20 protein-coding genes and 1 pseudogene are annotated in these 24,060 nt (G+C 65.7%); 15 read left to right on the top strand and 6 right to left on the bottom strand.

Annotated features, from left to right (window positions below; translation table 11 throughout):
* Position 1: 1 nt before the first annotated feature.
* From IC608_RS15065 to IC608_RS15055, 3 genes are all read right to left on the bottom strand, one after another.
* Positions 2-1,111: an acyltransferase family protein gene (locus IC608_RS15065; RefSeq protein ID WP_191777211.1), complete on the bottom strand. Its 1,110-nt coding sequence runs from the start codon at positions 1,109-1,111 to the stop codon at positions 2-4.
* The gene (locus tag IC608_RS15060; RefSeq protein ID WP_191777209.1) at positions 1,104-2,285 is read right to left on the bottom strand and encodes a glycosyltransferase; all 1,182 of its coding nucleotides are present in this window, start codon (positions 2,283-2,285) and stop codon (positions 1,104-1,106) included. Before IC608_RS15060 ends, IC608_RS15065 begins: the two co-directional genes overlap by 8 nt.
* A gap of 167 nt (positions 2,286-2,452) precedes the next feature.
* Positions 2,453-3,517, bottom strand: a complete 1,065-nt coding sequence (locus IC608_RS15055; RefSeq protein WP_191777207.1) for a hypothetical protein — start codon at positions 3,515-3,517, stop codon at positions 2,453-2,455.
* 213 nt (positions 3,518-3,730) lie between these two features.
* Here IC608_RS15055 and IC608_RS15050 point away from each other — a divergent pair, with 213 nt between their 5' ends.
* From IC608_RS15050 to IC608_RS15025, 6 genes are all read left to right on the top strand, one after another.
* Positions 3,731-3,988, top strand: a complete 258-nt coding sequence (locus tag IC608_RS15050; RefSeq protein ID WP_191777205.1) for a spike base protein, RCAP_Rcc01079 family — start codon at positions 3,731-3,733, stop codon at positions 3,986-3,988.
* Between the two features lie 80 nt (positions 3,989-4,068).
* On the top strand, positions 4,069-5,298 hold the full coding sequence (locus IC608_RS15045; RefSeq protein ID WP_191777203.1) for a hypothetical protein: 1,230 nt from the start codon (positions 4,069-4,071) through the stop codon (positions 5,296-5,298).
* Positions 5,299-5,407: 109 nt separating this feature from the next.
* Entirely contained in the window at positions 5,408-7,195 is a 1,788-nt protein-coding gene (locus IC608_RS15040; protein ID WP_191777201.1) for a type I secretion system permease/ATPase, read from the top strand.
* Positions 7,192-8,493, top strand: coding sequence for an HlyD family type I secretion periplasmic adaptor subunit (locus tag IC608_RS15035; protein WP_191777200.1), 1,302 nt, complete (start codon positions 7,192-7,194; stop codon positions 8,491-8,493). The genes IC608_RS15040 and IC608_RS15035 overlap by 4 nt, the downstream gene beginning before the upstream one ends.
* Before the next feature lie 152 nt (positions 8,494-8,645).
* Positions 8,646-9,080 carry a hypothetical protein gene (locus IC608_RS15030; RefSeq protein WP_191777198.1) on the top strand — a complete coding sequence of 145 codons (435 nt, stop codon included), beginning with the start codon at positions 8,646-8,648 and terminating at the stop codon, positions 9,078-9,080.
* Between the two features lie 171 nt (positions 9,081-9,251).
* Positions 9,252-9,974 carry a sugar transferase gene (locus IC608_RS15025; RefSeq protein WP_248306428.1) on the top strand — a complete coding sequence of 241 codons (723 nt, stop codon included), beginning with the start codon at positions 9,252-9,254 and terminating at the stop codon, positions 9,972-9,974.
* Positions 9,975-10,035: 61 nt separating this feature from the next.
* On the opposite strand, the gene IC608_RS15020 is transcribed toward IC608_RS15025, so the two are convergent.
* Positions 10,036-10,587 carry a transglutaminase-like cysteine peptidase gene (locus IC608_RS15020; RefSeq protein WP_248306442.1) on the bottom strand — a complete coding sequence of 184 codons (552 nt, stop codon included), beginning with the start codon at positions 10,585-10,587 and terminating at the stop codon, positions 10,036-10,038.
* A gap of 366 nt (positions 10,588-10,953) precedes the next feature.
* On the opposite strand from IC608_RS15020, the gene IC608_RS15015 reads away from it, so the two are divergent.
* The 8 genes and pseudogenes from IC608_RS15015 to cysN all read left to right on the top strand — a co-directional run bounded on the left by IC608_RS15015 (position 10,954) and on the right by cysN (position 20,700).
* Positions 10,954-11,613, top strand: a complete 660-nt coding sequence (locus tag IC608_RS15015) for a hypothetical protein (protein ID WP_191777194.1) — start codon at positions 10,954-10,956, stop codon at positions 11,611-11,613.
* Positions 11,610-13,004, top strand: a complete 1,395-nt coding sequence (locus IC608_RS15010) for an O-antigen ligase family protein (protein ID WP_191777192.1) — start codon at positions 11,610-11,612, stop codon at positions 13,002-13,004. Before IC608_RS15015 ends, IC608_RS15010 begins: the two co-directional genes overlap by 4 nt.
* Positions 13,001-13,792 carry a metallophosphoesterase family protein gene (locus tag IC608_RS15005; protein ID WP_191777190.1) on the top strand — a complete coding sequence of 264 codons (792 nt, stop codon included), beginning with the start codon at positions 13,001-13,003 and terminating at the stop codon, positions 13,790-13,792. Before IC608_RS15010 ends, IC608_RS15005 begins: the two co-directional genes overlap by 4 nt.
* 11 nt (positions 13,793-13,803) lie before the next feature.
* Entirely contained in the window at positions 13,804-15,915 is a 2,112-nt protein-coding gene (locus IC608_RS15000) for a Wzz/FepE/Etk N-terminal domain-containing protein (protein ID WP_191777188.1), read from the top strand.
* A gap of 76 nt (positions 15,916-15,991) precedes the next feature.
* Positions 15,992-16,951 (top strand): sulfotransferase family protein, encoded by a 960-nt coding sequence (locus IC608_RS14995; RefSeq protein WP_191777186.1) that lies wholly within the window; start codon positions 15,992-15,994, stop codon positions 16,949-16,951.
* A gap of 130 nt (positions 16,952-17,081) precedes the next feature.
* Positions 17,082-17,876, top strand: a complete 795-nt coding sequence (gene cysQ / locus IC608_RS14990; RefSeq protein ID WP_345890911.1) for a 3'(2'),5'-bisphosphate nucleotidase CysQ — start codon at positions 17,082-17,084, stop codon at positions 17,874-17,876.
* A 22-nt stretch (positions 17,877-17,898) separates the two neighbouring features.
* A complete protein-coding gene (gene cysD, locus IC608_RS14985; RefSeq protein WP_191777184.1) occupies positions 17,899-18,807 on the top strand; it encodes a sulfate adenylyltransferase subunit CysD in 909 nt (302 codons plus the stop codon).
* 2 nt (positions 18,808-18,809) lie between these two features.
* Positions 18,810-20,700 (top strand): annotated as a pseudogene (gene cysN / locus IC608_RS14980) (sulfate adenylyltransferase subunit CysN).
* Between the two features lie 90 nt (positions 20,701-20,790).
* On the opposite strand, the gene IC608_RS14975 reads toward cysN, so the two are convergent.
* Entirely contained in the window at positions 20,791-22,227 is a 1,437-nt protein-coding gene (locus tag IC608_RS14975; protein WP_191777182.1) for an exopolysaccharide biosynthesis polyprenyl glycosylphosphotransferase, read from the bottom strand.
* A gap of 217 nt (positions 22,228-22,444) precedes the next feature.
* On the opposite strand from IC608_RS14975, the gene IC608_RS14970 reads away from it, so the two are divergent.
* The gene (locus IC608_RS14970) at positions 22,445-22,957 is read left to right on the top strand and encodes a PleD family two-component system response regulator (RefSeq protein ID WP_191777172.1); all 513 of its coding nucleotides are present in this window, start codon (positions 22,445-22,447) and stop codon (positions 22,955-22,957) included.
* Here IC608_RS14970 and IC608_RS14965 read toward each other — a convergent pair.
* Positions 22,954-24,060 carry a glycosyltransferase gene (locus IC608_RS14965; RefSeq protein ID WP_191777170.1) on the bottom strand — a complete coding sequence of 369 codons (1,107 nt, stop codon included), beginning with the start codon at positions 24,058-24,060 and terminating at the stop codon, positions 22,954-22,956. The two genes, IC608_RS14970 and IC608_RS14965, sit on opposite strands and share 4 nt — an antisense overlap.

Below are 24,060 nucleotides of genomic sequence, written 5' to 3'. Positions count from 1 at the left end.
GCTACGCCTCGTGCCGCCGCGGATCGCCGCTGGCGGTCGTCGCTGCGGGCCTGACGGGGCTTCGGTGCCGGAGGGCCTGCAGCAGCGGGCGCTCGATGAGGACGTGGACAACGATGCCGGCAAGGCTGGAGAGGCCGAAGGCGAGCGCAAAAAGAAGTGGGCCGGGGAGGGCGTCATGGGTCACGCGATGCGCGAGGAGCGCCAGCACGGACAGGGTCGCCGAATGCACCAGATAGATGGAATACGAGGCATCGCCGATCAGCATCAGGGGCCAAGGCATGGAAAAATGCGTTGAGCGTTCCAGGGCGACCGCGCCGACAAGGAGCAGGGTGAAGCCGAGGGCGAGGGCGAGCAGCAGGGGGGCGGATTTCTCGCCTTCGCCGATGCTGAAGTGGATTGGCGCCAGGGCGAGAATTAGCACGAGCACTGCTGCAAGAAGTACCGGCCAGGCGAGGATGTCGGGTATTCTCGGGAGCAACAGGCAGGCTCCCATGCCAAAGAAAAAGTAGATGTTCCAAAGGCTCAGCGCACTGCCACCCAGGCCGGGCAGGAGCGTTGCCGAAACGGCGATGCCAACAAGCCAGGCGCCCATGAGGGCGAGACCGATACGGGGCGAGAGTAACAGGGCAATGAACGCGATGTAGAAGCGCAGTTCATAGAGGAGCGTCCACGCGACTTTGAGCGGCAGCGTCTGGCCCGGCCCGGTTTCGATCAGCAAGTAGGCGGCCGCCAGGTTGGTCCAGCTCCAGCCGAAGTCGGGAGCGCCCAGGCCGATCCAGGCTGCGACGACATAGGCAGTCAGGCCGATCCAGTAGAGCGGGAACAGGCGCACGAAGCGCCGCCAGACATAGCGCGGCACGGCGCGCGGCACGCCGATGTCGGCGCGATGGGCGGAGAGGATGATAAAGCCGCTGAGGACAAAGAAGAAATTGACGCCGACCCAACCCTTGGCGGCCCAATCTGCGAAGATCTCCCGTCCGCCGTATTCGGGTTGGGCGAGGATGAGATGGGTGTGGTAGGCGACGACGGCGAGCGCAGCAACGCCCCGCATGACCTGCACCGTCTGGAGCGTGCGCCGCAGTGGGGGCGGCGCGGATGACAGCTCAACCATGGGCCGGCACTCCGGTTTCGTCGGCCAGCAGTTGCAGATAGGCGGCGATCATGGCGTCAAAGGTGATGCTGGTGCCCAAGGCCGTGGAACGGCGGGCGTAGTCGGCATACTTCTGGGGGTCGTCGAGGAGGCTTGTGATCGCGGCAGCGAGCTCCTCCGGCAGGTGCGGATCGACCGCCATGCCGCACAATCGGCCGTTCGCGTCGGTGATGCCCTCAAGCTGCGAGGGCACGTCGGACACCACCACCGGGAGGCCGAGCTTAATAGCTTCCACGAGAGCCAGGCTGTGCCCTTCATAAAGGCTGGGCTGCACGAAAAGGTCGGCCTGCGCCAGGATTGCCAGAGCCTCCTGGCGTTGCCGGAAACCGAGAAACTCGACGCGCTGCGCCACGCCGAGTTCCGTGGCGAGTGCTTCGAGCATGTCACGGTCGGGACCGGTGCCGACGATGCGGATGCGGGTCTCCGGCAGGTGCCGGGCGGCACGCACCAGGGCGGGGTAATTCTTTTGCGCCGCGAGACGACCGGTGGCGACGATCGTGCGACCCTTGGCGTGGGTATGGGGATGCTGCGCGGCCAGTGCCGCGAGGCGCCTCTCGACCTCGGGCGGCAAGGCGTTGGTGATGACCCGCGACTTGCGGCGATAGGCTGCGGATTTTTTTGCAAGGCTCGCCTCGACGGCGCGCGACACGCAGACCACGCGGTGGACGAGCGGCGATGCACCGACCCATCCGTCGGCGCGGTCGAGGAGAGGGTTGTTGGTGTGGACCGGCGCGTGGTGCGATGTCACGACCCGGGCTCGCCCCCCGGCAAGACGAACCGCCAAAGGCAGGGCCACATTGGCCGCCGGCAGCGCCGTAAACACCGCATCGGGCTGGAACTCGCGCAGCATGCCGACAAGACTGCGCCAGAGGCGCAGTTGCTCGAGCGGCCGTTTGGCGCGGCGTGGCGCGGCATAGTGCCAGGGAAGGTGGTCCGGCGTCTGCCGCACATCCTTGCGGTCCGGGTAGAGCGCGACCAGGCGAACCTCATGGCCGGCCCGGGAAAACGCTTCGGCGATGTTGACCCAAAGTTCCTGCGCGCCGCCAGCGGAGGAATGCGTCACCGCAAAGATGACCTTCTGGCGCGCCGAAAGCTTCCGGCCGCGCGCGGAACTGAGCAGAATGTCGTCGGTCACGCCGGTCGCCTCAGCAAAGGAGGTACATGTCCCCGGTTCAACGGCTCATACGGACGGCCTTCTGCCCGCTGAACCCAAAGGGGTGCGTACTAACACCTAAAGCAAAACGCGTGGCGGGGCGCGGCATTTATTGCGTTAGTGTAAACGCCGCAGCGTTTTCTCTATCGTTATGGCGTCGCCTCGCCCTCTGGTGCCGTCCCACTCTCCCCGGTGGCGTCGTCGGGCGCAGAGGAGATGGTCAGCGCCGGCTGATAGACCCTGTAGGTCACGTCAACCGGCTTGCCGGCTTCGAACACAAGCATGAAGTAGGGTTGGACCTGCGCCGCATCGGCCGGCATGGGCCTGGAGATGGTGAATTGGTCCGGCGCCTCGGGGCCGAAGGCCACCCGCGGGCCGCCGGGATCGAGTTCGCCGAGGTAGGTTCCCTCGCCGTCACGCAGCGCCACCCGCGCCCCGATCCGCATCGGGTCGGGTGATCCGGTGATGACCTCTGCGCGAAAATTGGCGGTTACGTCCCGACCGGCATCCGCGGGGACAGACTGGCCCAGCCGCAAGTTGAAGGCGCCATCGCGCTCCGGCGTGCCGGAATAGCGCAGGTCGGCGTATGAGCCATCATCAGCCACGTCCACCACCTCGTGGGTGACACCCAGGCTATCGAGCGATTGCCAGCCCGGGGGCAGGGTCAGTGCCTCGGGGGTGGCCGTTGCTGGCGCCGGCACGGCAGGGTCCGACTCTGCGTCAGGGGTCTGCGCTGGAGCGTCGGCGGGGTCGGCGACGGCCTCTTGGGTCGCTGGTTCCGGTTCGTCTTTTGAGGGAAGCGTCCCATCCGAGGGGATCAGCGTATAGGCGATGGTGAAGGCGGTGCCGTAATCGAGGGGACCGAGGCTGCACTTGTCTGAAATCTTCCGGTCAGCGCAATATTTGTCGATAGCCTCGATCGTCGACTTGCTCATCACACTGCTGACTGGACCGTCATAGAACCCCAGCTCCGACATGACTGTCTGGACGGCATAGACGTAGAGGTTCGGATTGGCGCCCAGCAGCTGCCCGAAGGTGCGCGGGCCCAGCCCTTCCTCGCGCAGCGCAGTGAAATAGCGCGCTAGGCCGTCCAGCGTGCGCTCCTGCGGCAGGCCGGGCACGGTCTTGGGATCCGTCTGGGCGGCGGCGGGCGCGGCAAGGCCGAGGACGAGCCCCAGGGCAAGGATGGAGCTGGAGATTGGGCGCACCGTCATATCTGACATCTTCCTCAGGAAATCTGCGTAAGGGAGAAGGTTAGCAAACTGTGAACAAATGAAAACCCGAGCAGCGGGCATTTCGGAACGCCAGACTTGGTCGGAGCCGCGCACATCACTGCCCAGACGCCCGTCGATGCGGGGGAAATGCAGATCTTTCCCCGCTCTCTCCGGGCGAGGTCAAACTGGTCCCATGCTTAACAGAGGTGCAGCATGAGCGACATTTTCGAGAACCAGGGCGGCGTGTCGGGGCCGTTTGTCGACGCCGTGGCCATCAGCCCGTCCGACACCGAGGACCTGCTCCAGCCGACGCGCGCGCTGTGGGTCGGGGCCAAGGGTGATGTGACGATAACCACTGTCGGTGGCTCCACGGTATACTTTGCGGGCTATGGGCCCGGCTGGTTGCCTGGCCGCGTACGGCGCGTGCATGCAACCGGCACGACAGCGACGAGCATGATCGGGGTGTGGTGATGCTGGGGCTGGATACCGGACTTTGACCGCTGCCGGGCAGCGCCCTGCAGGGCGCAGGCAGCAGAGTCTCGCTCGTTGCCGTGAACGACACCTGCTTCTACCTCGTGACGAGCGGTAGCGGCGTGAACCTGGCGCACCGGTTCTTGCGCGACAATGGCGGCGTTCCCGATACCCCCGCGCTCAGCCTGGGTGCGCCCTATGAGCCCTGGCGATATTCCGGGACAGTCCTGCTCTCGGCGGCAGAGGACGACCCGGCCACGCCCGCAGCGCTATTCGGGCTCGATGTGGGGGCATCCGACTTCGCCATGAAGGCGCTGGGCACTTTCGGCGGTTCCTATCACGGCGGAGAAAGCGTGTTGTCGCAGGCCATCGCGCTGGATGGGTCGGCGGTCACGGGCCTCGCCTCCGGCCAGAGTTTCAACGAGGCCGTGATTTCGTTGAGCTCGCAGGTTGCCTGGACCGCAGAGAACGTGTTGTCCCGTTCCTACGGCCTCACGGTGCGCGACGATGGCCGGATGACCGAAACCCAGTCGATCACGTCGGCGCTGGCGGCGGAGAACCTGTTTATCGGGATGCTCATTGGCTCCGGGCAAAACGTCTCCCTCGGCTTTCTGGAGCGGGGCGACGATCTTCTGGCCTTCCCCATCTTGCAGGGCACTACGTATCTCGGGAGCGAGGCGAGGGTGCGCCTTGCCGATCCGGACACCGGGTTGTGGTCCCGCTCGTCGTCCGATGCTGCCAGCCACGCATCCTTCCGGCGGAGCTACATCATCCGCTCCACCGAACCGGGGCGGAGCAAGCTCTACCATGAGTTTGTAACCGGCACAGTGGGCAGCATCGGACCGATCACGCGGGAGATCGGCTTTGGCCAAGGCATCGGAGCGGTCCCCACCTTCTCATCCATCCTGGTGAACGGGAATTTCGACGAAGGCCTCAGCGGTTGGGTTGCCACTCATCTGCCCACGAACAGTTCGGTCATCGGCGGGCAATTGCAGCTCGTCCGCCATGCGACCAATGATGTTCGCATCAACCAGCCGGCCAGTTGCGTCCCCGGCGGGCTCTACCTGTTGGCCGCCCGGCTGGCAGAAGGGGGCACGGCTCCCGCGAGTGCCTCAGCCCTCTGCGTCGGCGTGCAGTCGAACGGCTCGACGACAGGGGCGGTCGCGACCTATGCGTTCAGCGCACCGGGGTATCTGGGGTGCCTCTTCACTGCTTCGCAGGCGACCCACTATGTTGCCGCCATCCTGCGGCCCGGGACCGCCGGCGAGACGGCACTATGGGACGATTTCGTCCTCTATCGGATCGCCTGAGGCCGTGCAGCCGTCCTGATCAAAACTGCGCGGCGCGCGCGGGACTGTTAGCGGTCTGGCAACTCGCCTCCGCTAGCGTCTCGCGCAGTGCAATGCAGGATGATCACCAGTGGCGGACAAGACCAGGCCAATCGATGGTATTTCCGCCACCCTGGGCAAGATCAGGGGCGGCCTCGCCGCCGTCGCCGTCTTCAGCTTCTTCCAGAACATCCTGCTGCTGGCCGCGCCGCTCTACATGCTGCAGGTGTATGACCGCGTCCTCACGAGCCGCAGCGTCGACACGCTGATCTTCCTGACACTGGCGCTGGCCCTGGCGTTGGCGACGCTGGCGACGCTCGAGCTGGTGCGTGGCCGCATCCTGGGCCGGCTGGCGAACTGGATCGATGCCAGCCTGTCGGCCAAACTCTACAGCCGGGGCGTGCAGAACCGCTTGCGCGGCATGCCCTATGGCGTCGAGGCGCTGGGGGATCTGGCCACATTGAAGGGGTTCATCACCAGCCAGGGCATGACGGCGCTGTTCGACTTGCCATGGACGCCGGTCTTCATCTTCGGCGCCTATGTCCTGCACCCCTATCTCGGCCACCTCGCGCTGGGATCGATCGGCCTGTTGCTGGTCCTGGGAATCTGCGGGGAAATGATCACCCGCCGCAAGATCGAGCGGGTCAATGCCCTGTCCACGACAGCGCGGCGCGACGCCGAAGCGGCCGTGCAGAATGCCGAAGTGGTCGAGGCCATGGGCATGATGGGGGCGCTGGCGGCAAAGTGGGATGCACGTTCGGACGAGGCCCTCGAGGTCCAGTCCAGACTGACGCGGCGAACCACCACGCTGGGCGCAATCACGAAATTCGTGCGCCTCCTGATGCAGAGCCTGGGATTGGGTCTGGGCGCCTGGCTGGTTATCCAGCAGGAGGCGACAGGGGGGGTGATGATCGCGGCGTCGATCATGCTCACGCGCGCCGCCGGTCCGATCGAGCAGGTGATCGGCGCCTGGAAATCGGTGGTGACCATGCGCAGCGTCCTTGCCCGGCTGCGCCACATCGACCGTGAGCCGCTGTATCGCGCCGAGACCATGCCGCTGCCGCCGCCGGTGGGCGATCTCGCCGTCGAGGCGGTGTCCTATGTGCCGGTTGCCGGGATGCAGCCTGTGCTGAAGGATATCTGCTTTGCCATCGAAGCCGGGGAGTCCCTGGCCATCATCGGCGCTTCGGGCTCGGGGAAGTCCTCTCTGGCGCGGCTGCTGGCGGGCGCCGTCCGCCCGACGCGCGGCACCGTGCGGCTCGACCGGGCCGATCTTTTCACCTGGCCGCGTGAGCAGGTGGGCAGCTTTGTCGGCTACCTGCCGCAGGACGTCGAACTGTTCGCGGGATCGGTCGCAGAGAACATAGCGCGTTTCGGGCAGGCCAGCTCCGAGCAAATCGTGGCGGCGGCGCGCGTGGCCGGGGTGCACGACCTCGTCCTGTCCATGCCGCAGGGCTACGACACGGAAATCGGACTGGGTGGCCAGCATCTTTCGGGCGGGCAGAAGCAACGGATCGCGCTGGCCCGGGCGGTATTCGGGCAACCGCGCCTGGTCATCCTCGACGAGCCCAATTCGAACCTCGATACCCAGGGGGAAGCGGCGCTCGTCCATGCGCTGGCGGCGCTGCGCGCAGCGCTCTGTACCACCGTCATCATCACGCATCGGCCCTCGCTGGTAGCCAAGGTGGACAAGGTGATGGTTCTCAATCAAGGCAGCATCCAGGCCTTCGGTCCGCGCGAGGAGGTCCTGGCGCAGGTGGCCGTGCAGCCCCGGAGAAACCGTCCGGCCCAGCGTCCGCGCGGACGGGAAGCGGCAGCGGGATCGGAGCAGGACCGGTTCTACCCCGACCATCCGATGCCGGCGAGGGCCGTGCGATGAGCGCGCGCACGGCCAGACGACCATCGATCCTGCGACCGAGCCTGGCGGGCGTCGCGGTCATTTCTGTGTTCTTTGCCGGCATGGGAGGCTGGGCGGCCACGGCGCCGCTCTCGGCGGCTGCCCATGCGGGCGGGCAGATCCGGGTGGAGAGCTATCGCAAGACGGTCCAGCATCTCGAAGGCGGCGTGGTGCGGGACATCCTGGTGCGCGAAGGGGACCTCGTCGAGGCGGGGCAGGAACTGCTGCGGCTCGATGACGTGCAGGCGAAGGCCAGCTTCGAAATCTTCCAGGCGCAGATGGATGCCCTGCTGGTGACGCAGGCCCGCCTCGTCGCCGAGCGCGACGGCGGACCCTTGACGCTGCCGGAGACGCTTGCCCCGAGAGCAGCCCAGGCGACTGTCGCCGCCGCGCTCGACAGCGAACGGCGCCTGCTCGAGGATCGCAGGTCGCGCCTCGCCAACCAGCGGGACCTGCTCGACCAGCAGGTCGCCCAGCATGAAAACGAACTGACCGCCCTGGCGGGTCAGAGGCGCGCCATCGAGCGCCAGATCGCGCTGGTGCAATCGCAGACGGAAACCGTCGGGCAGATGATCGAGCGGGGCGCCGCGCCCCGCAGTCAACTTGTCGATCTCGAAAAGGAGATGGCGCAGCTCGAAGGCGCGCGCGGCGAGCTCGAGACGCAGGCGGTCCGCGTTCGCCTCTCGATCGGGGAGGCGCGCATGCAGATCGTTCAGCAGCAGAGCGCGCTGGCCGAGGACGTGTCCACCGCCTTGCGCGACACCCAGGCCGCCCTTGCCGAAGCCAGCGAGAGGCTGCGCGCGGCGCAGGGCGTGCTGGGGGGGACGGTCATCTTTGCGCCCAGTGCCGGCCGTGTGCTGTCCATGCAAAAACTGGCGCCGGGAAGCGTCGTCAAACCGGGGGAGTCCATCCTCGACATCGTCCCCGAGGACGGCCAGATGGTCGTCGAGGCCAAGCTCTCCCCCTATGACATCGACGTGGTCCGCCCGGGGCAGCAGGCCGAGATCAAGCTGATGTCGTTCGAGCAGCGCAGGCTACCGCTCATGCTCGGTTCGGTGCGATCAATTTCCGCTGATGCGCTCGTCGATGCCCGAACCGGCCAATCCTACTACACCGTCGAGGTGGTGCTGCCCGAGAGCGAACTGGACAAGGCGGACGGGCTCGAGCTCTACCCCGGCATGCCCGCTGACGTGATGATCCAGACCCAGTCGCGCACGGCGCTGGAGTACCTTCTCGGTCCCGTGAAGGACAGTTTCCGACGCGCCATGCGGGAGAGCTGATTTTGATGCTTAAGGGTTATTACGTGTTTTTTGTGTCTCGGTTTCTCATTCGGCATGCCGTTTAAGTGTATTAACCCTTTATTAATCAACGCTTGACTTTCCACTGGCTCCCTGCGCAAAACAAGGCGCGGCGGGAGTGCAAGAGGGATAAAATGCGTACGTATTTATTTGCTGCTTTTGCAGTTCTACCCGGTTTGTTCGTGTCCAGCGCCATGGCCGCTCCGGTCCCCGGCTTCGACCAGTTGTATGCCCAGAATTTCACGGCCTGCACGCTGCCCGATGGCACGGTCGCCGATTGTGAGGCGGCTATTCAGGAGCACGTGGCCGCCCTGGTCGCCGCAAGCGTCGATGTCGACACGGCCAATGCGTCGTTCACGGCGCTTCGTCGTGAAGTCTTCCTGGCCAACGCTGCCGATGAAGTGTTTCAGGCTGAAATCGATGCGCTGTTTGAGCTGTTGCTGCCCGAATCCGGCGATATTGGCGCTCCGGGCGCTGGTGCCGCAGGTGGTGACGGCGGCGCTGGTGGCGGTGCTGGCAGCCTGACCGACAGCACGGACGGTGACCCGACACCGGCCAGCGCCGGCTAGGCGTCGGCGGTTTCCGAAGAGCGAGGGCCGGTGAGAACAGTCACAGGCTCTTCCTCATCATAGTGGATTTTCCGTCTCGAAGCCGGTGCCCCGGATGCCGGCTTCCCATACGACCAATACTCGCAACGCGCTCGCCGCCGTGCCGCGGCGCGGGTTGTCATGAGGACTGCAATGACCGATACTTCTCGTATCGATGCGCCAAGCGATGTCCCCAGAGCAGAACGGCTGACGCAGGGTCAACTGCGGGCACTGGTCGGCGGGGCCTCGCAGTCGCCGATTTCGTCGCGCGCCATCCAGCTTTACATCAAGCGCTGCCTGGACCTAGTGCTGTCCATCAGCGGGCTGGCCTTTCTGGCGCCGCTGCTCATCATCATCGCCATCTGCATCAAATGCGAATCCAGGGGGCCGGTGTTCTTCTGCCAGGACCGCGAGGGCCTGCACGGCCGCATCTTCCGCATCTTCAAGTTCCGCTCGATGTGGGTCACCTATGAGGACCGCAGCGGCATCGCGCAGACGGTTGCGGGGGATGGGCGGATCACCCGCATGGGCCGGTTCATTCGCCGCACCAGCATCGATGAGCTGCCGCAACTTATCAACGTGGTTTTGGGGCACATGTCGCTCGTCGGACCGAGGCCCCACGTTCCAGGCATGCTGGCGGCGGGGATACGGTACGATCAATTGGTGCCCACTTACTCCCTGCGACACCAGGTCCGCCCAGGCATCACCGGCTGGGCCCAGGCGTGCGGCCTGCGTGGTCCCACCAAAGATCGGGCCCGTGCCATCGCACGCATCCAGCACGATCTGGAATACGTCCAGAATTTCAGCCTCTTGCTCGATTTCAAGATTCTGGTGATGACGCTTCGGCACGAATTCCTGAGCGGCCGTGCAGACTGACCAGCGTCCAGACGCAAAAAAGGCCGCGCAAGGCGGCCTTTTGTTTCCGGGGAAGCGGGGATCAGCCAGCGGTCCAGCGGGTGGGATCGGACGACGACATCGAGCGGATGCGATAGCCGGACTGCGCCAGCGTCTTGACCGTGTTGGAGAGGTTGTCCAGCACCAGATCGCCCTGGCTCGTGCGCACTACCAGAACGGCATGCGGCGCGCCGGCCCGTGTCTTGGTGTAGGCGATGCGCAGCGAACCGGCAGAAACGCCGTTGCGGATGAGCATGCGCCGCTTGTTGAGCACGTAGTCCTCGCAATCGCCGGCGGTGGCGCCCACGGTCCAGCGGTCGGTGCCATCGGCGCGGGGCACCATGGTGCGGTTCACGTGGCTGTTTACCTGCTGCAGCACCGCAAGGAGGTCGGAGCTCATGCGGACCTGGGATTTCCCGCCGGTGCGGCATTCCTGCGGGTTGGAGGCGCAGAAGAATTGCATCTGGAGCGGAGCGATCGCGGCAACCTGTGCGCGGGCTCCAAGTTCGCCGAGCGACACCTGAGGCGCGTAGGCGGCGGCAGGCGCAGCAGCAACGAGGGCAAAGGCGGTGGCAATGACTGCGGACTTGAACATCTTCACTTTGACCATCCCGTGTGAGTGATTGATCGCAGTGTGGCGGCAAGTTCGCTGCAATTCGTGGTGAAATTGAAGACAACTTTATTCAATTGCTCGCAATGTGCCGCTCCCGGCCTGACCAGCCGGAAAGGGTGGACCAGTGGCGTTTACCGTTCGAGGGCAAGAGGTTTGATGCCGCGTCGTTTTTCCAGCTATGGCTCTATTTCAACGCGGTGCAGTCTGCGGGTGACGGGAGAGCCCCGGCGCGCGGGTTTCCAGCGGAGGCGCTTGGCCGAGGTCGGCGATCAAGCGCCCAGTCGACGCGTGTCCACGTCACCGTGTGTTGGTTCCTAGAACAGGTTGAGACGGCAAGTGTGGTCCCGGGTGTTGTTTGCTGTTCTTGGTCTATCCGCCGCTGCGGGTGGGGGCTATGTGGCCAGCCAGGAGGCCAGCCAGTATTTCTTTTCCGGCGTAAGCAGCGCTGAAGCCACTGCTGCCCTCGTCGACGGGCGCCCCGTCCCCGGCTTTTCGTCCGATGCGCGTGAGGCCTATGCTGAGCTTTGCCTGCTGGCCGCACCCAGCCTGAGCGGCCGGATGCTGGCGGCGGATGCGGCGGACCGATTGGACCGCTCCTGCATGAAGACCGTGGCAGCGCTCGCCGCGGACAATCCCGTCGACGCGTTCATGCCCTATGCCGAGGCGCGCCTGGCCTATCAGGACAATGATGAGGCACGCTTCAGCGCGGCGCTTCTGCAGTCCAATGCTCGCGCTCCGAACGAATACTGGCTCGTTATCCGGCGGGTCGAATTGTCCGAGCGCGGCTTTGCCATGCTGGATGCGGCTGCGCAGGCGGCCGAATTGCGCGACATCGCCGTTCTGGCTTCGACCAGAAGCGGCTCGCGGGCCCTGGCGGGGCGCTATGTCGTCAATCCGTCCTTTCGCGAAAGGGTTACCAAAGTCATCGAGCAGCTGCCGGTCGAGCAGCAGGGACAATTTCTTTCCTATGTGCGCCTGATCGGGCAGGGCTCGGGAGGCCGCCAATGAGCGCAGATGCAGTGACGGGCCTGCTGCCCCGGAATGTCAGCATGCCGCGCGCGGGGCGCATCGGTACGCTCAACGATGTCTTTGCCGTGTTCCTCGTGCTCCTTGTCGGGCTGGCGGCGCTTCCGCTGGGCAGCAATCGCCCGTTCTTCTGGGCGTTCTGGCCGACCGTTCTTGGCGTCCTTGCCCTTCTCTATCTTGGTCTGCTGGGCGTGCGGCGTGCGCCGCTGCGCGTTTCACTGTCCAGCGTCCGGGTGGTGGCAATTCTCTACGGAGCAGTATGCATCGTGCTGCTGGTGCAGCTGCTGCCCCTCGGAAGCGTGTACCGGGGTGGCAGTATCGCCTCGCAAGCGGGGCTCGATCTCCACCCGCCGAAGATCAGCACCACGCCGGGCGAAACCGGGCTGATGCTGCTGCGCTGGCTGGGATTTGGCCTCCTGTTCTTCCTTACTCTCCAGGTGGCGCTCAATCCTGCCCGCCGGATGCGGATGCTCCATGGCGTCCTGGTCGCGATCACTGCCCAGGCGCTGATCGGCATTCTTTCCTATTACCAGTGGGGCAACACCATCCTCGGTATCGAGAAATGGGCGTATCTCGATTCCCTCACGGGCACTTTCGTCAACCGCAACTCCTTTGCGACCTTCATGGCGCTCGGCATCGCCGTGACCACCGGCCTTGCGGTCGAAGCGGCGACGTCGCGCAGCGGCACGACGCGCCTCGCATTCCTGGCGAGCTACGGCACCTGCATGGTGTTTCTGGTCGCGGCCGTATTCGGCTCGAACTCGCGCATGGGGTTGCTGGTGTCGATCCTGGGCGCCCTCAGCGTCACGGTGACCTTCGCCATGGCGAGCCGGCGGCGTGTGTTGCGCGCCCTGGGTGTGGCGCTGCTGGCGCTGGGCATCATCCTCGTGCCTGTTCTCCTGTTCTACGACACGGGCGTCTGGCAGCGCTTTTTGGAACTCGAGCGGTCGGGGCAGGCGCGGCTGGACCTCTATCGCCAGATCATCGACATGATCCGATCCGCGCCCCTGCTGGGCTTTGGCGGCGGGAGCTTTGAGCAGGCCTACCAGGTGTTCCACCGCCCGCCGGTCGACGTGGCACTGTTGTGGGACAGAGGCCACAACACCTACCTCACGCTCTGGTCCGAACTGGGCCTTGTGGGTGGCAGCCTGCCGCTGCTTCTGGTCGCCGCCGTCGCCTTAAAGGTGATCTTGGGCAATCGGGGGCGCGACCATGTCGATCCGTCGTTCAGCATCTGGATCGGCGCCGTCGTGATCGCGACGATCCACTCCCTTGTCGACTTCAGCTTCGAGATGTTTGCCGTTTCGCTGTGCTTCGCGCTGCTGGCAGCCCTGGCCGTGGCAGGAGCCCTGGGGCGGAGGTCCTCGTCATGACGCTGCGCCAGACACTGACCTTCTGGCGGCGTCCGGCGTCTCCGCTGGTTTCCGCGCGACACCCGACGCTGACCTGGCCGGGAGCGATCTATGCCATTGGCGATGTGCATGGCCGGCTCGATCTGCTCGAGGATGCGCAACGGCGCATCGCCGCCGATGCCGCCTCGGTTCCCGGCGAAAAATACATCGTGATGCTCGGGGACTATGTGGACCGGGGGCCCGCCTCCGCCGGTGTGCTCGATGCTCTTGTCGGGGCGCCCGCTTTGCCATTCAAGCGCATTTGCCTGATGGGCAACCACGAGGCGATGATGCTGGCCGGGTTGTCGCAGCCGGGCGCAGAGGACCTATGGCTTGCGAACGGCGGCGACACCACGCTGCGATCCTATGGCCTCGATCCGGCGCTGCTTTCCGACAATGGGCGGCGGGCGCACCTGCAGACGGTGCGAGCGCGCATTCCGGAAGAGCACATCGAGTTCCTGCAGCACCTGCCGCTCAGCCTGCGCATCGAGGACGAGGTGATCCTCTGCCATTCGGGCGTCGTCGACCGCAAGGGCATCGAAGCCACTGACGAGGCCGACCTGCTCTGGGCCCGGCCAACGGCGGAGCGGGACGCGGATGCGGACGGCCCGCTGGTCATCCATGGGCACACGCCGGTGGACAGCCCCCTGGTGACCCCCCGGCGCATCAATATCGACACCGGGGCCTGCATGACCGGCCTCCTGACGGTGGTCCGGCTGGTACGAGGCCAGCCCGCCTTCATCCTCCCTCAGACCTCGCTGCAGAACTAGAAGGACAGCAAGTGGACGAAACGGCTATCGATCTTCGGGCGGTCCTTGGGGTGGTGCGGCGACAACGCTGGCTGATCCTGCTCATCATCGTTCTGGTCACCGCGCTGGCCGGGGCGGCAACCTTTGCGATCACGCCGGTTTACACTGCCGCCAGCCTGGTGCTGGTGGATCCGAGCCGCAAGAACCTGCTCGACCCGGAAACCACCTACAGCACCAGCATGTCGGACAGTGCCCGCGTCGACAGCGAGGTGGAGCTGGCCAAGTCCGACACCGTGCTCCTGCGCGTCATCGATGATCTCAAGCTGGCCTCGAATTCGGAGTTTTCGCCACGCCTGGGGTTGCGCGAGCGGGCCATGGTGTTTCTCAAGCTGGGCTCTCCGATACTGCCCACCGGGCAGCAGGCGCTCGACGAAGTGCTGGGCTCGCTGCGGTCGGTCATCAACGCACAGCGGCGTGGTCTGACGTTCCTGATTGCCGTGCAGGCGCGGTCCAATTCGCCCGGCCGGGCCGCGGACCTGGCCAATGCGGTCGCGCGGAACTACATCCAGGAGCAGGTCGACGCCAAGATCAGCTCGGTGATGGCCGCGCAGACGGCGCTGGAGACGCGGCTGAGCCAGGCCGCGGCCAATATTTCCGCCGCCGACGATGCGGTCGACAGTTTCATGTCCGACAATATCGCGCGCATCGAGGCAGAGTCGGGCGACAGTACCATCGGCACGCTGCGCGACCAGATCCAGCAACTGGAAGCCGAGCGGCTGCGCACCCAGGATACGGCGGACATCGTCACCGCACAGCTGGCGCAGCGCGACTGGAGCAATGTCTCGCAATCGCTCGCCTCCGAAGCACTTGAAGACCTCCAACGGCAGCGCAACGAGCTCGAAGCGCGCATCGCCGAAGCGGGCGACACCTCCACCGAGGGGTTCGACCTCCGCAGCCAGCTCGCGCAGGTCGAGCAGAACCTGGCACAGGGCAGCCAGCAGGGCTTGCAGGACCTGCAGGAAACCATCCGGCAGACCGACGCCCAGACCGAAAAGCTGCGCGAGCAGATCCGTTCGGCCGTGGTCACCGCCAACCTGCCTAGTGAACTGCTGACCCAGTTCTATGGGCTGCAGCAGCGCAGCCAGGTTGCGCGCGACCAGTATCAGCAGCTGCTCGTCCGCTCGCAGGACCTTGCGGTGCAGGCGAGCCTGCAGCTGCCCGACAGCCGCATCGTTTCACCGGCCATCGCGCCGAGCACGCCGAGTTTCCCCAACACGCGCTCGATCCTGTTGATGGCGGCGCTTGCCGGGCTGGGGATCGGTCTGGGGCTCGCCTTTCTCTACGAAAACTTCATCGGCGGCTTCACCAGCGAGCAGCAGGCCGAAAACGTGCTGCGCCTGCCCATCAGCGCCTTCGTGCCCAGGCAGAAGAGCAAGGGCACGCCGGCGGACCTGATCGGGGAGGCGCCGCTCTCGGCCTATTCGGAATCGCTGCGGCGGATCCGCGTTGCCATCGACCAGGTGCGACGCAGCGGGGAAGCGCGCAAAGGCGCCACCGTCATCATGGTCACCTCATCGGTGCCCGAGGAGGGCAAGACGACGCTGGCCCTGTCGCTGGCGCGATCCTACGCCCTGGCGCGCAAGAGCACGCTGCTCATCGACGGCGACCTGCGCAAGCCCAACATCCACCGGCTCGTCGATCGGCAGCCCGACAAGGGGCTGGCAGAACTGCTGAGTGCTCCCAAGTTGGAGCTCGATCAGTCGAGCCTGCTGCACCGCGACACCCTTTCGGACACGCTGATGCTGCTGGGCGCGCGCCGCAGCGGCATTCCCACGGACCAACTGGTGTCGGACGAAGGCTTCGGGCGGCTGATCGAGGCGGCCCGACAGGCATTCGACATCGTGGTCATCGACACGCCACCCCTCGTGCCCGTGGTGGATGGCCTGCATATCGCGCGCATGGTGGACGTGGCGATCTTTGCCGTGCGATGGGGCAGCACGCCGCAGCAGGAAGCCAAGCGGGCCCTGCGCACCTTGCAGATTGCGGCGCCTGCAACCCGGGTCATTCCCGTGGTCACCCAGCAGGACATGTCCAAGGCCGCCACACAGTATCGCTACGGCTCCTACTACGTTGATCCGGTTTGACAATGCCGGGCGCACGACCGGTCCAGAACGGCCAGGGTGCGCAGGGATTGGCCCGGCAAAGGGAATGATGAGAGAGATGAGACGATCGGACAGGACCCTCGCGCTGCAGCTGCCGCGTCCCAGCTTTGCCCTGGCGCGCCTGCTGCGGCGTCCGAGCTTTTCTGCCAGCGACTACGCGATGCGCTGGAGCAAGGCCGAGCTGGCTCGGCTCAAGGAGATTTCGCTTGTCGCGCAGAGGGAGACCCCCGAGCACAAGCTGCTGTTCGTGCTCGGCGTCATGCCGCGCAGCGGCACGAATTTCCTCTTCGAGCTGTTGTGTCAGCAGCCCCGGATTGCGCGGCCCGTTCCGGGGTTCGACGAGTTCCCGTTCCTCGGCACCTCGGAATACTTCAAGGATTACAAGCGCGAATTCTCCCGCTTCCATCCGTCCAGTGGCGAGGCCTTCGGCGATCTCGACTGGATGGGATTTGCCGCGGCGGGATTGCGCAACTTCATTGCCGTGCGCAATGCCGGCGCCCAGGCCACGGCGATCAAGGAACCGCATGTCATCGGAGTCGAGCTGTTCGAGGCGCTGTTCCCGCGCGACCAGTGCTTGCTGGTGCTGCGCGATGGGCGCTACATCGTCGACAGCTACATGCGCAGTTTTGCGCGCAACCGGTTCAGCCGTACTTTCGAGGATGTCTGTCTCGAATGGCAGGCGGCTGCGAGCAAGTTCGCCGATTTCGCCCAGTCGGCTGACCCGGCGAGGGTCAAGGTGGTCCGCTACGAGGAGCTGGACGCGGATCGGCGCGGGCACCTCTCCCACATCATGGCTTGGGTGGGTCTCGAGTTGGACGCGGATGCGCTTGCCCGGGTGGACGAGTTGCCGGTCTTCGGGTCCTCGACCCATTCGGCCCGTGACGGCAAGGTCGACTGGACGCCCGTCAAGCCGTCGGCCGATTTCAAGCCGACCACCCGCGCAATCGAATGGGACAACAAACGCGAGGAGACGTTCGAGCGCCTCTGCGGCGATCTCAACCGGGCGTTTGGCTACTGACCCACAGCCTTGCCAGCGGCCGCTCGCCGCCGCCGTAGGGTAACCATTCCGTTAAGTGGCGCTGTCGTTCTGCCGGGCGCGATCGTACATCCAGTGTGCACAGACAACACACCTTCAGAAGGCCGTCATCGTGATCAGTTCCCTTGCCGATATCGCCCTTCTCTCCGGCCAGGAAATCCTGCGCATCTACGGCACCGAATTTGTGGTCGAGACCAAGGCCGACCAGTCCCCCGTGACGCTGGCCGACGTGGCGGCGGAGGCGATCATCGTCGGGGCGTTGCGTGACGCCTATCCAGACATCCCCGTGGTTGCCGAGGAAGCGGCTGCGGCCGGGCGCGTCCCGCACACCGCCGACCAATTCTTTCTGGTCGACCCGCTGGACGGCAGCAAGGAATTCATCTCGCGCAATGGCGAGTTCACGGTAAACATCGCGCTGATCGAAAACGGTGAGCCGGTTGCGGGGGTCGTTCATGCTCCCGCCATCGGGCGCATCTGGTGGGGCGGTCGGGCGCAGGGCTGTTTCGAGGCGGAAGTGCGCGATGGCGCCCGCGGTGCGGCCCGCCCGATCGCGGTGCGCGCGACGGAGGGTGCCCTGTGCGCCATCGGCAGCCGCTCGCACGGCAGCGGCGAGGGCGACGCGCGCCTGTCCCGCTACCCTATCGCGACCTATCTCTCTGCCGGCTCTTCGCTCAAGTTCTGCCTCGTCGCCTCGGGCAAGGCGGATATCTACCCGCGCTTTGGTCGCACCATGGAGTGGGACACGGCTGCAGGCGATGCCATCCTGCGGGCCGCGGGCGGGCGGGTTGAGTGCCTCGACGGGTCACTCCTGCGCTATGGCAAGCGCAATCAGGCCGACGACACCGATTTTGCCAATCCCCATTTCATTGCCTTTGGCGACACGCGATTTTGCGCGTTGGCCAGTTGAGGCCCTTCCTGGAGTGTCTGCCATGCCGCTGCAGCGTTTGAGCCATTTGCAGGCCCTTGAGGCGGAGAGCATCGAGATTTTGCGCGAGGTGGCGGCGAGTTTCGAGCGGCCGGTGATGATGTATTCGATCGGCAAGGATTCGAGCGTCCTGCTGCATCTGGCGCGCAAGGCGTTCTATCCGGGCAGGATCCCGTTTCCGCTCCTGCATGTGAACACCACCTTCAAGTTCCGCGAGATGATTGCGTTTCGCGATCGCACGGCGGCCGAATACGGGTTCGAATTGATCTCGCACACCAACCCCGAGGGCCTGCGGGACGGCATCAATCCGTTCGATCACGGCTCCTCGCGCTATACCGACATCATGAAGACGCAGGCGCTGCGCCAGGCGCTCGATGCGGGGCGGTACGATGCGGCCATCGGCGGGGCGCGGCGCGACGAGGAAAAGAGCCGCGCCAAGGAGCGCATCTTCTCGCATCGCAATGCCAGCCATGCCTGGGACCCCAAGACGCAGCGGCCCGAGCTGTGGCGGGTGTTCAACACCCGGCTCAATCCGGGCGAGAGCATGCGCGTCTTTCCCATCTCGAACTGGACCGAGCTCGATGTGTGGACCTATATCCACGCCGAACGGATCCCCATCGTGCCGCTCTACTTCGCCAAGCCGCGGCCGGTGGTGGAGCGCTCGGGCACGCTGATCATGGTGGACGACGAGCGCCTGCCGCTGCTGCCGGGCGAGACGCCGCGCATGGAGACGGTGCGGTTCCGCACGCTCGGGTGCTATCCGCTGACCGGGGCGATCCGCTCGGAGGCCGCGGACCTGCCCTCGATCATCATGGAGATGCAGGCCAGCCGCACCTCGGAGCGCGAGGGGCGGCTGATCGACAGCGACTCGGCCGGCTCGATGGAAAAGAAGAAACAGGAAGGGTATTTCTGAGCATGACCCTCCCGATGGCGACCCCCGACACCGATCTCGACCTCTGGCTCGCGCAGCAGACGGACAAATCGCTGCTGCGGTTCTTGACCTGCGGCAGCGTCGACGATGGCAAATCCACCCTGATCGGGCGGCTGCTCTATGACAGCCAGCTCGTGCTGGACGACCAGCTGGCGAGCCTGCGCCAGGAGTCGCGCAACCGCTCGGTGGGCGAGGAGGGCATCGACTTTTCGCTGCTGGTCGACGGGCTCAGCGCCGAGCGCGAGCAGGGCATCACCATCGACGTGGCCTATCGCTTCTTTTCCACCGACAAGCGCAAGTTCATCGTCGCCGACACGCCCGGGCACGAGCAATATACCCGCAACATGGCGACGGGCGCCTCCAATGCCGACCTGGCGCTGGTGCTGATCGACGCGCGCAAGGGCGTCCTCACCCAGACCCGGCGCCACAGCTTCATCCTCTCGCTGGTGGGGGTCCGGCACGTGGTGCTGGTGGTCAACAAGATCGACCTCGTCGATTACGACCCGGCGGTGTTCGAGCGCATCGTCGCCGAATACCGCGCCTTTGCCGCGCCCCTGGGGTTCACGACGCTCGAGGCCATCCCGGTCTCGGCGCTCCGGGGCGACAACATCCTGGCGCCGAGCGCCAGAACGCCCTGGTTCGGCGGCATGCCGCTGGTGCCGTATCTGGAAACCATCGCGGTGGGCGAGGACCGGGTGGCCTCGGACTTCCGCTTTTCGGTGCAGTGGGTGAACCGGCCGGACCTCGATTTTCGTGGCTTTTCGGGCACGGTGCTCTCGGGCGAGATCGCGGTGGGCGATGGCGTCGTGGTGGCGGCGTCGCGCCAGCCGGCGGTGATCGCGCGCATCGTCACCCTCGATGGCGACCTCGAGCGGGCCATTGCCGGGCAGGCGGTGACGCTGGTGCTGGACCGGGAGATCGACGTGTCGCGCGGCGACGTGCTGGCGCGGCCGGGCAAGGTGCCGGAGTTCTCCAACCAGATGCAGGCGCGGCTGGTGTGGATGCACGAGGAGCCGGCCTATCCGGGGCGCTCGTACCTGCTCAAGCTGGGCGCGCAGACGGTGCCGGCCACCATCACCGACCTCAAGTTCCGCACCAACGTCAACACGCTCGAAAACACCGCCGCCACCAAGCTCGACCTCAACGAAGTGGGCACGGTGACCATCGCCACCGACCGGCCGATCGCCTTCGATCCCTATGCCGAGAACCCGTTGAGCGGGGGCTTCATCCTCATCGACCGGCTGTCCAACGCCACGGTGGGGGCGGGGACTATCTCCTACGGCCTGCGCCGGGCGCAGAACCTGAGCTACCAGAACTTCGACGTCGACCGCAGCGTGCGGGCGCGGATGAAGGGGCAGGAGGCGCAGATCATCTGGTTCACCGGGCTCTCGGGCTCGGGCAAGTCGACCATCGCCCAACCTGCTCGAAAAGCGGCTCACCGCCGAGGGGCGGCATTGTTATATCCTCGATGGCGACAATGTGCGGCACGGGCTCAACAAGGATCTGGGCTTTACCGAAGCGGCGCGGGTGGAAAACATCCGCCGCGTGGCCGAAGTGGCGCGGCTGATGGCCGACGCCGGGCTCATCGTCATCGTCTCGTTCATCTCCCCGTTCGAGAACGAGCGGCGCCTGGCGCGCGAGATCGCCGGCGAGGTGCGGTTCACCGAGGTCTATGTCGATACCCCGATGGCCGTGGTCGAACAGCGCGACCCCAAGGGGCTCTACAAACGCGCCCGGGCCGGCGAGATCAAGAACTTCACCGGCATCGACAGCCCCTTCGAGGTCCCGCAAAACCCCGAACTCGTGCTCCATGGCGCCGAACACGACCCCGCCGAACTGGCAGACACCCTGCACGACTGGCTCGCCAGCACTTAGCTTTCAAGGTGAAGGCAGTTGGCCGAATGAAGAAGGCCCTGCTGGCAGCATTGCCGGACCGCTGGGGCTTTTCGACGCACGGGACTGCGCCTATCGCGCGTTGCTGTGCACCTTGGTGGAAAACACGGTCAGCCAGAGGATCCTGATTTCCAGGGCCAGCGACCAGTTCTCGATATATTCGAGGTCGTAAAGCGTCCGGTCCTCGACTTGCGCCTGGCTGGCAATCTCGCCGCGTGATCCATTCACCTGGGCCCAGCCGGTGATGCCCGGCTTGATGCGCTGGCGCGCGGCGTAGAGCGCGAAGCGGCGGCTGAGTTCGGCGTCGTGCGAGATGGCGTGCGGGCGAGGGCCGACGAGGCTCATCGTCCCGGAGATCACGTTGAGCAGCTGCGGGAGTTCATCGATGCTGGTGCGGCGGATGAAGCGCCCGACGCGGGTGATGCGCGCGTCCCCCATGGTGGCGGGACGCATGGCGCGGCCATCCTCGGTAACGCGCATGGAGCGGAACTTGAGGATGTGGAAGCTGTTGCCATTAAAGCCGCGGCGTTCCTGCCGGTAGAGCACCGGCCCGGAACTATCGAGGCGGATGGCCAAAGTCACCAGCAGCAGCAGGGGCGCGGAAATGAACAGCGCCAGAATTGCACCGAGGATGTCGAGTGCCCGCTTGAGCGCCAGTTGACCATCGCTCAGAGGCTTGCGCACCACGCGCACGGCGTTCGCCGGGCCAAGGTGCAGCACGTCGAGCAGCCGGACGCGCTGCTGGTCGCCACGCCACGCCGGCGCGAACGCAACGTCGAGCGCGTAGGGACGGGCTGCTTCCAGAATTGCCGTGGCGAGGGGAGTGCCACTGTTGACGCCGATGAGCACCAGCCGGTCGCAGCCGCGGCGGGCGCAATCGGCGAGGAACTGGGTTGCTGGTTGGTCAGAAATATCAACTTCGGCGCTCTCCAGCGAAAGGCGGGCCATCACCTGACCGCCACTGCGCCAGATCCTCGCTCCCCGCTCGAACTGCGTCAGGTCCTCGCCAACCCCGACAAGCGCCGTCCGCTCGATCTGCAACTGACCCACCGCGAACATCGCTAGGATGCGGCCATAAATGAGGCCCCTGGCGAGGCAAACGAAGACCGCCGCAAGCACCAGCCATTTCCACACCTGCAGGTCCGGAGCCACGAAGGGTGCACCGGCAATGAGCTGGAGCAGCCAGACGAGGCCGATGCCGGAGAGAAACGCAGTGGCCGCCTCAGGTAGAAACAGGCGCTTGGTGCTCAGTGTAAGAAGCGTCCGCGCCGGCCCGAGGGCGCGCGCTGCCACCACCGCCCCGACCCCGATGGCGGAAACGATCGGCGCCTCGGAGGCGCCCCAAGGGATGCCCTCCGGAACGAAGGCGGCAAGGAACGCCACCATCAGGGCGGCGAAACTTCCCTCGAGCGTCGCCAACGCATAGCCGAGATAGGTGCGGCTGGCGATCTTGTACCGGCGGCGCCGCCGCAACTCGGTGTGTCGGAGGCTGACGCTATCCTGGAACATGGAAGATGCCGCAACTCGTCCTTAAGAACCCGTTAACGTCTAGCAGGGGCTCGAGCGGCTGACATCAACGGAACGTCGGCGAGGTTAATCGCTAAAATTGTAAAGGCCTCCGCGCGCGCTCCGCCGGCGTTAAGCATGAACACCGTTTCGGGGCGGGTTTGGCAACGGAACATGTTAAGGGTTTGTTCATCATGTCGACCGCCGCGAAAGGGGCCACATGTCCACGCGTCCGCGCACCATTGCCATTCTGGCCGCCAATCCGGCGCTGACTGCTCTTCTGCGCGTGACGTTGGAGAGCGAGAATGGCTTTCGCATGGCCGCATTCGAGACAGTTGAGGCGCTGACGATCTTCACCCGCATCACGCCGGTCGATCTTATCGTCGTGGATGCCGATACCGAAGCGCTGGGCTCCGATGCGGCGGTGCGGGAGTTGCGGGCGCAGGAGCGCAGTGCCAATCCCGGGATGGGCCTTATCGTCCTGACCCGGGCAGAGCCGGCCTTCCACGGCCGGTTCCTGGTGGCCGGAGCCGATGCAGTGCTTGCCAAGCCCGTGGTGCCGGGTCGCCTGGTGCTCGCGGTGGCCCGGCTCCTTGGCGAGGAGGCTATGCCCATGCACCAGGTTGGAGGCATGAGGGCGGGGCGCGAGGGTCCTCCCCGCTGCGCCTCCCCTTCTCCTGGAACGGGCAGCAACGTCATCCCCCTGTTCGGACCGAACAGCCCTAGACGCTAAGATAGGAGCGCTTCGTAGCGGTCCGCGATCTTCTCGATACTGAAGTCGTCGGCCCGCGCACGGAGCCTTGTGCGGTCAGGAGCCTCATCAAGCGCGGCGGCCATGCCCGCCGCGAGGGCATCGGCGTCGCCGACCGGTACCAGGCGACCAAAGGCGCCATCGGCCAGGATTTCGCGCGGTCCGTGCGGCGCATCGGTCGAGACGACGGGAACGCCGGCCGCCATGGCTTCGATGAGGACGTTGCCGAACCCTTCGCTGCGCGACGTCAGCACGAAAAGATCGGCCGGCGCGTAGCAGGCCGCCGGGTCGTTGACATAGCCGGGCATGAGGACGCTGTCGGAGAGCCCCAACGTCTCAACACGCCGGCGCAGTTCCCCTTCAAGCGGCCCTTCGCCAAAGATGACCAGACGCGCGGGCCGAATGTTGCGGAGCTGGGCGAAAGCCTCGAGCAGCGTCATATGGTCCTTGACCGGCACCAGGCGCCCGGCCGTGGCGATGACGGGTCCGGAGCCAAGGGCCGCGAGATCGAGTTGCCAATCGTATTTGCGCCCGCTCGGCCGCTGTGGCGGCAGGGGGTTGTGGATCACCTCGATGCGTTCGCGCGGCAGGCCTCGCGCTGCGAGGTCGCGGGCGATGCCCGTGCTGACAGCGACCGCCTTGTGCGCGCGGCGCAGGACGGACCGGGAGAGGGCGATGGCGACCTTGGCGCCGAAATCGTCCGATTGCAGTGTATCGGACGCATGGTAGGTGGGGAAAAAGCGGGCGCCGGACCCGGACAGCAGAAGTGCGAGCGCCATGGTCAGATTGGCGAATTCGGGCGCCGAGAACACAGCGTCGGCTTTCGCCGTTCTGAAGAAGGCGGCGGAGCGGGCGATGGCGCGGAGCGTTGCGGGCTTGCCATAGCCCTCGCCGCGCAGGGGCAGATCAAGAGAGACAAGGCCTACCGCTTCATCCAGCAGCGCCGCGTTCGGTCCCTCGGCGTTCCAGGTGAACAGCGTGACCCGGTGGCCGCGCGCCGCCATGGCATTGGCCATGAGCGCGAAGACGCGTTCCGCCCCGCCGCCCCGCAGGCTCGCGGTGTGAAAGACGAGGTGGCGTGGCAC

This window comes from Devosia oryzisoli (genome assembly GCF_014837245.1).
In the GTDB taxonomy this organism is placed as follows: domain Bacteria; phylum Pseudomonadota; class Alphaproteobacteria; order Rhizobiales; family Devosiaceae; genus Devosia; species Devosia oryzisoli.
The sequence above is the reverse complement of the archived record's forward strand: the minus strand, read 5'-3'. Positions and strand labels throughout refer to the sequence as shown.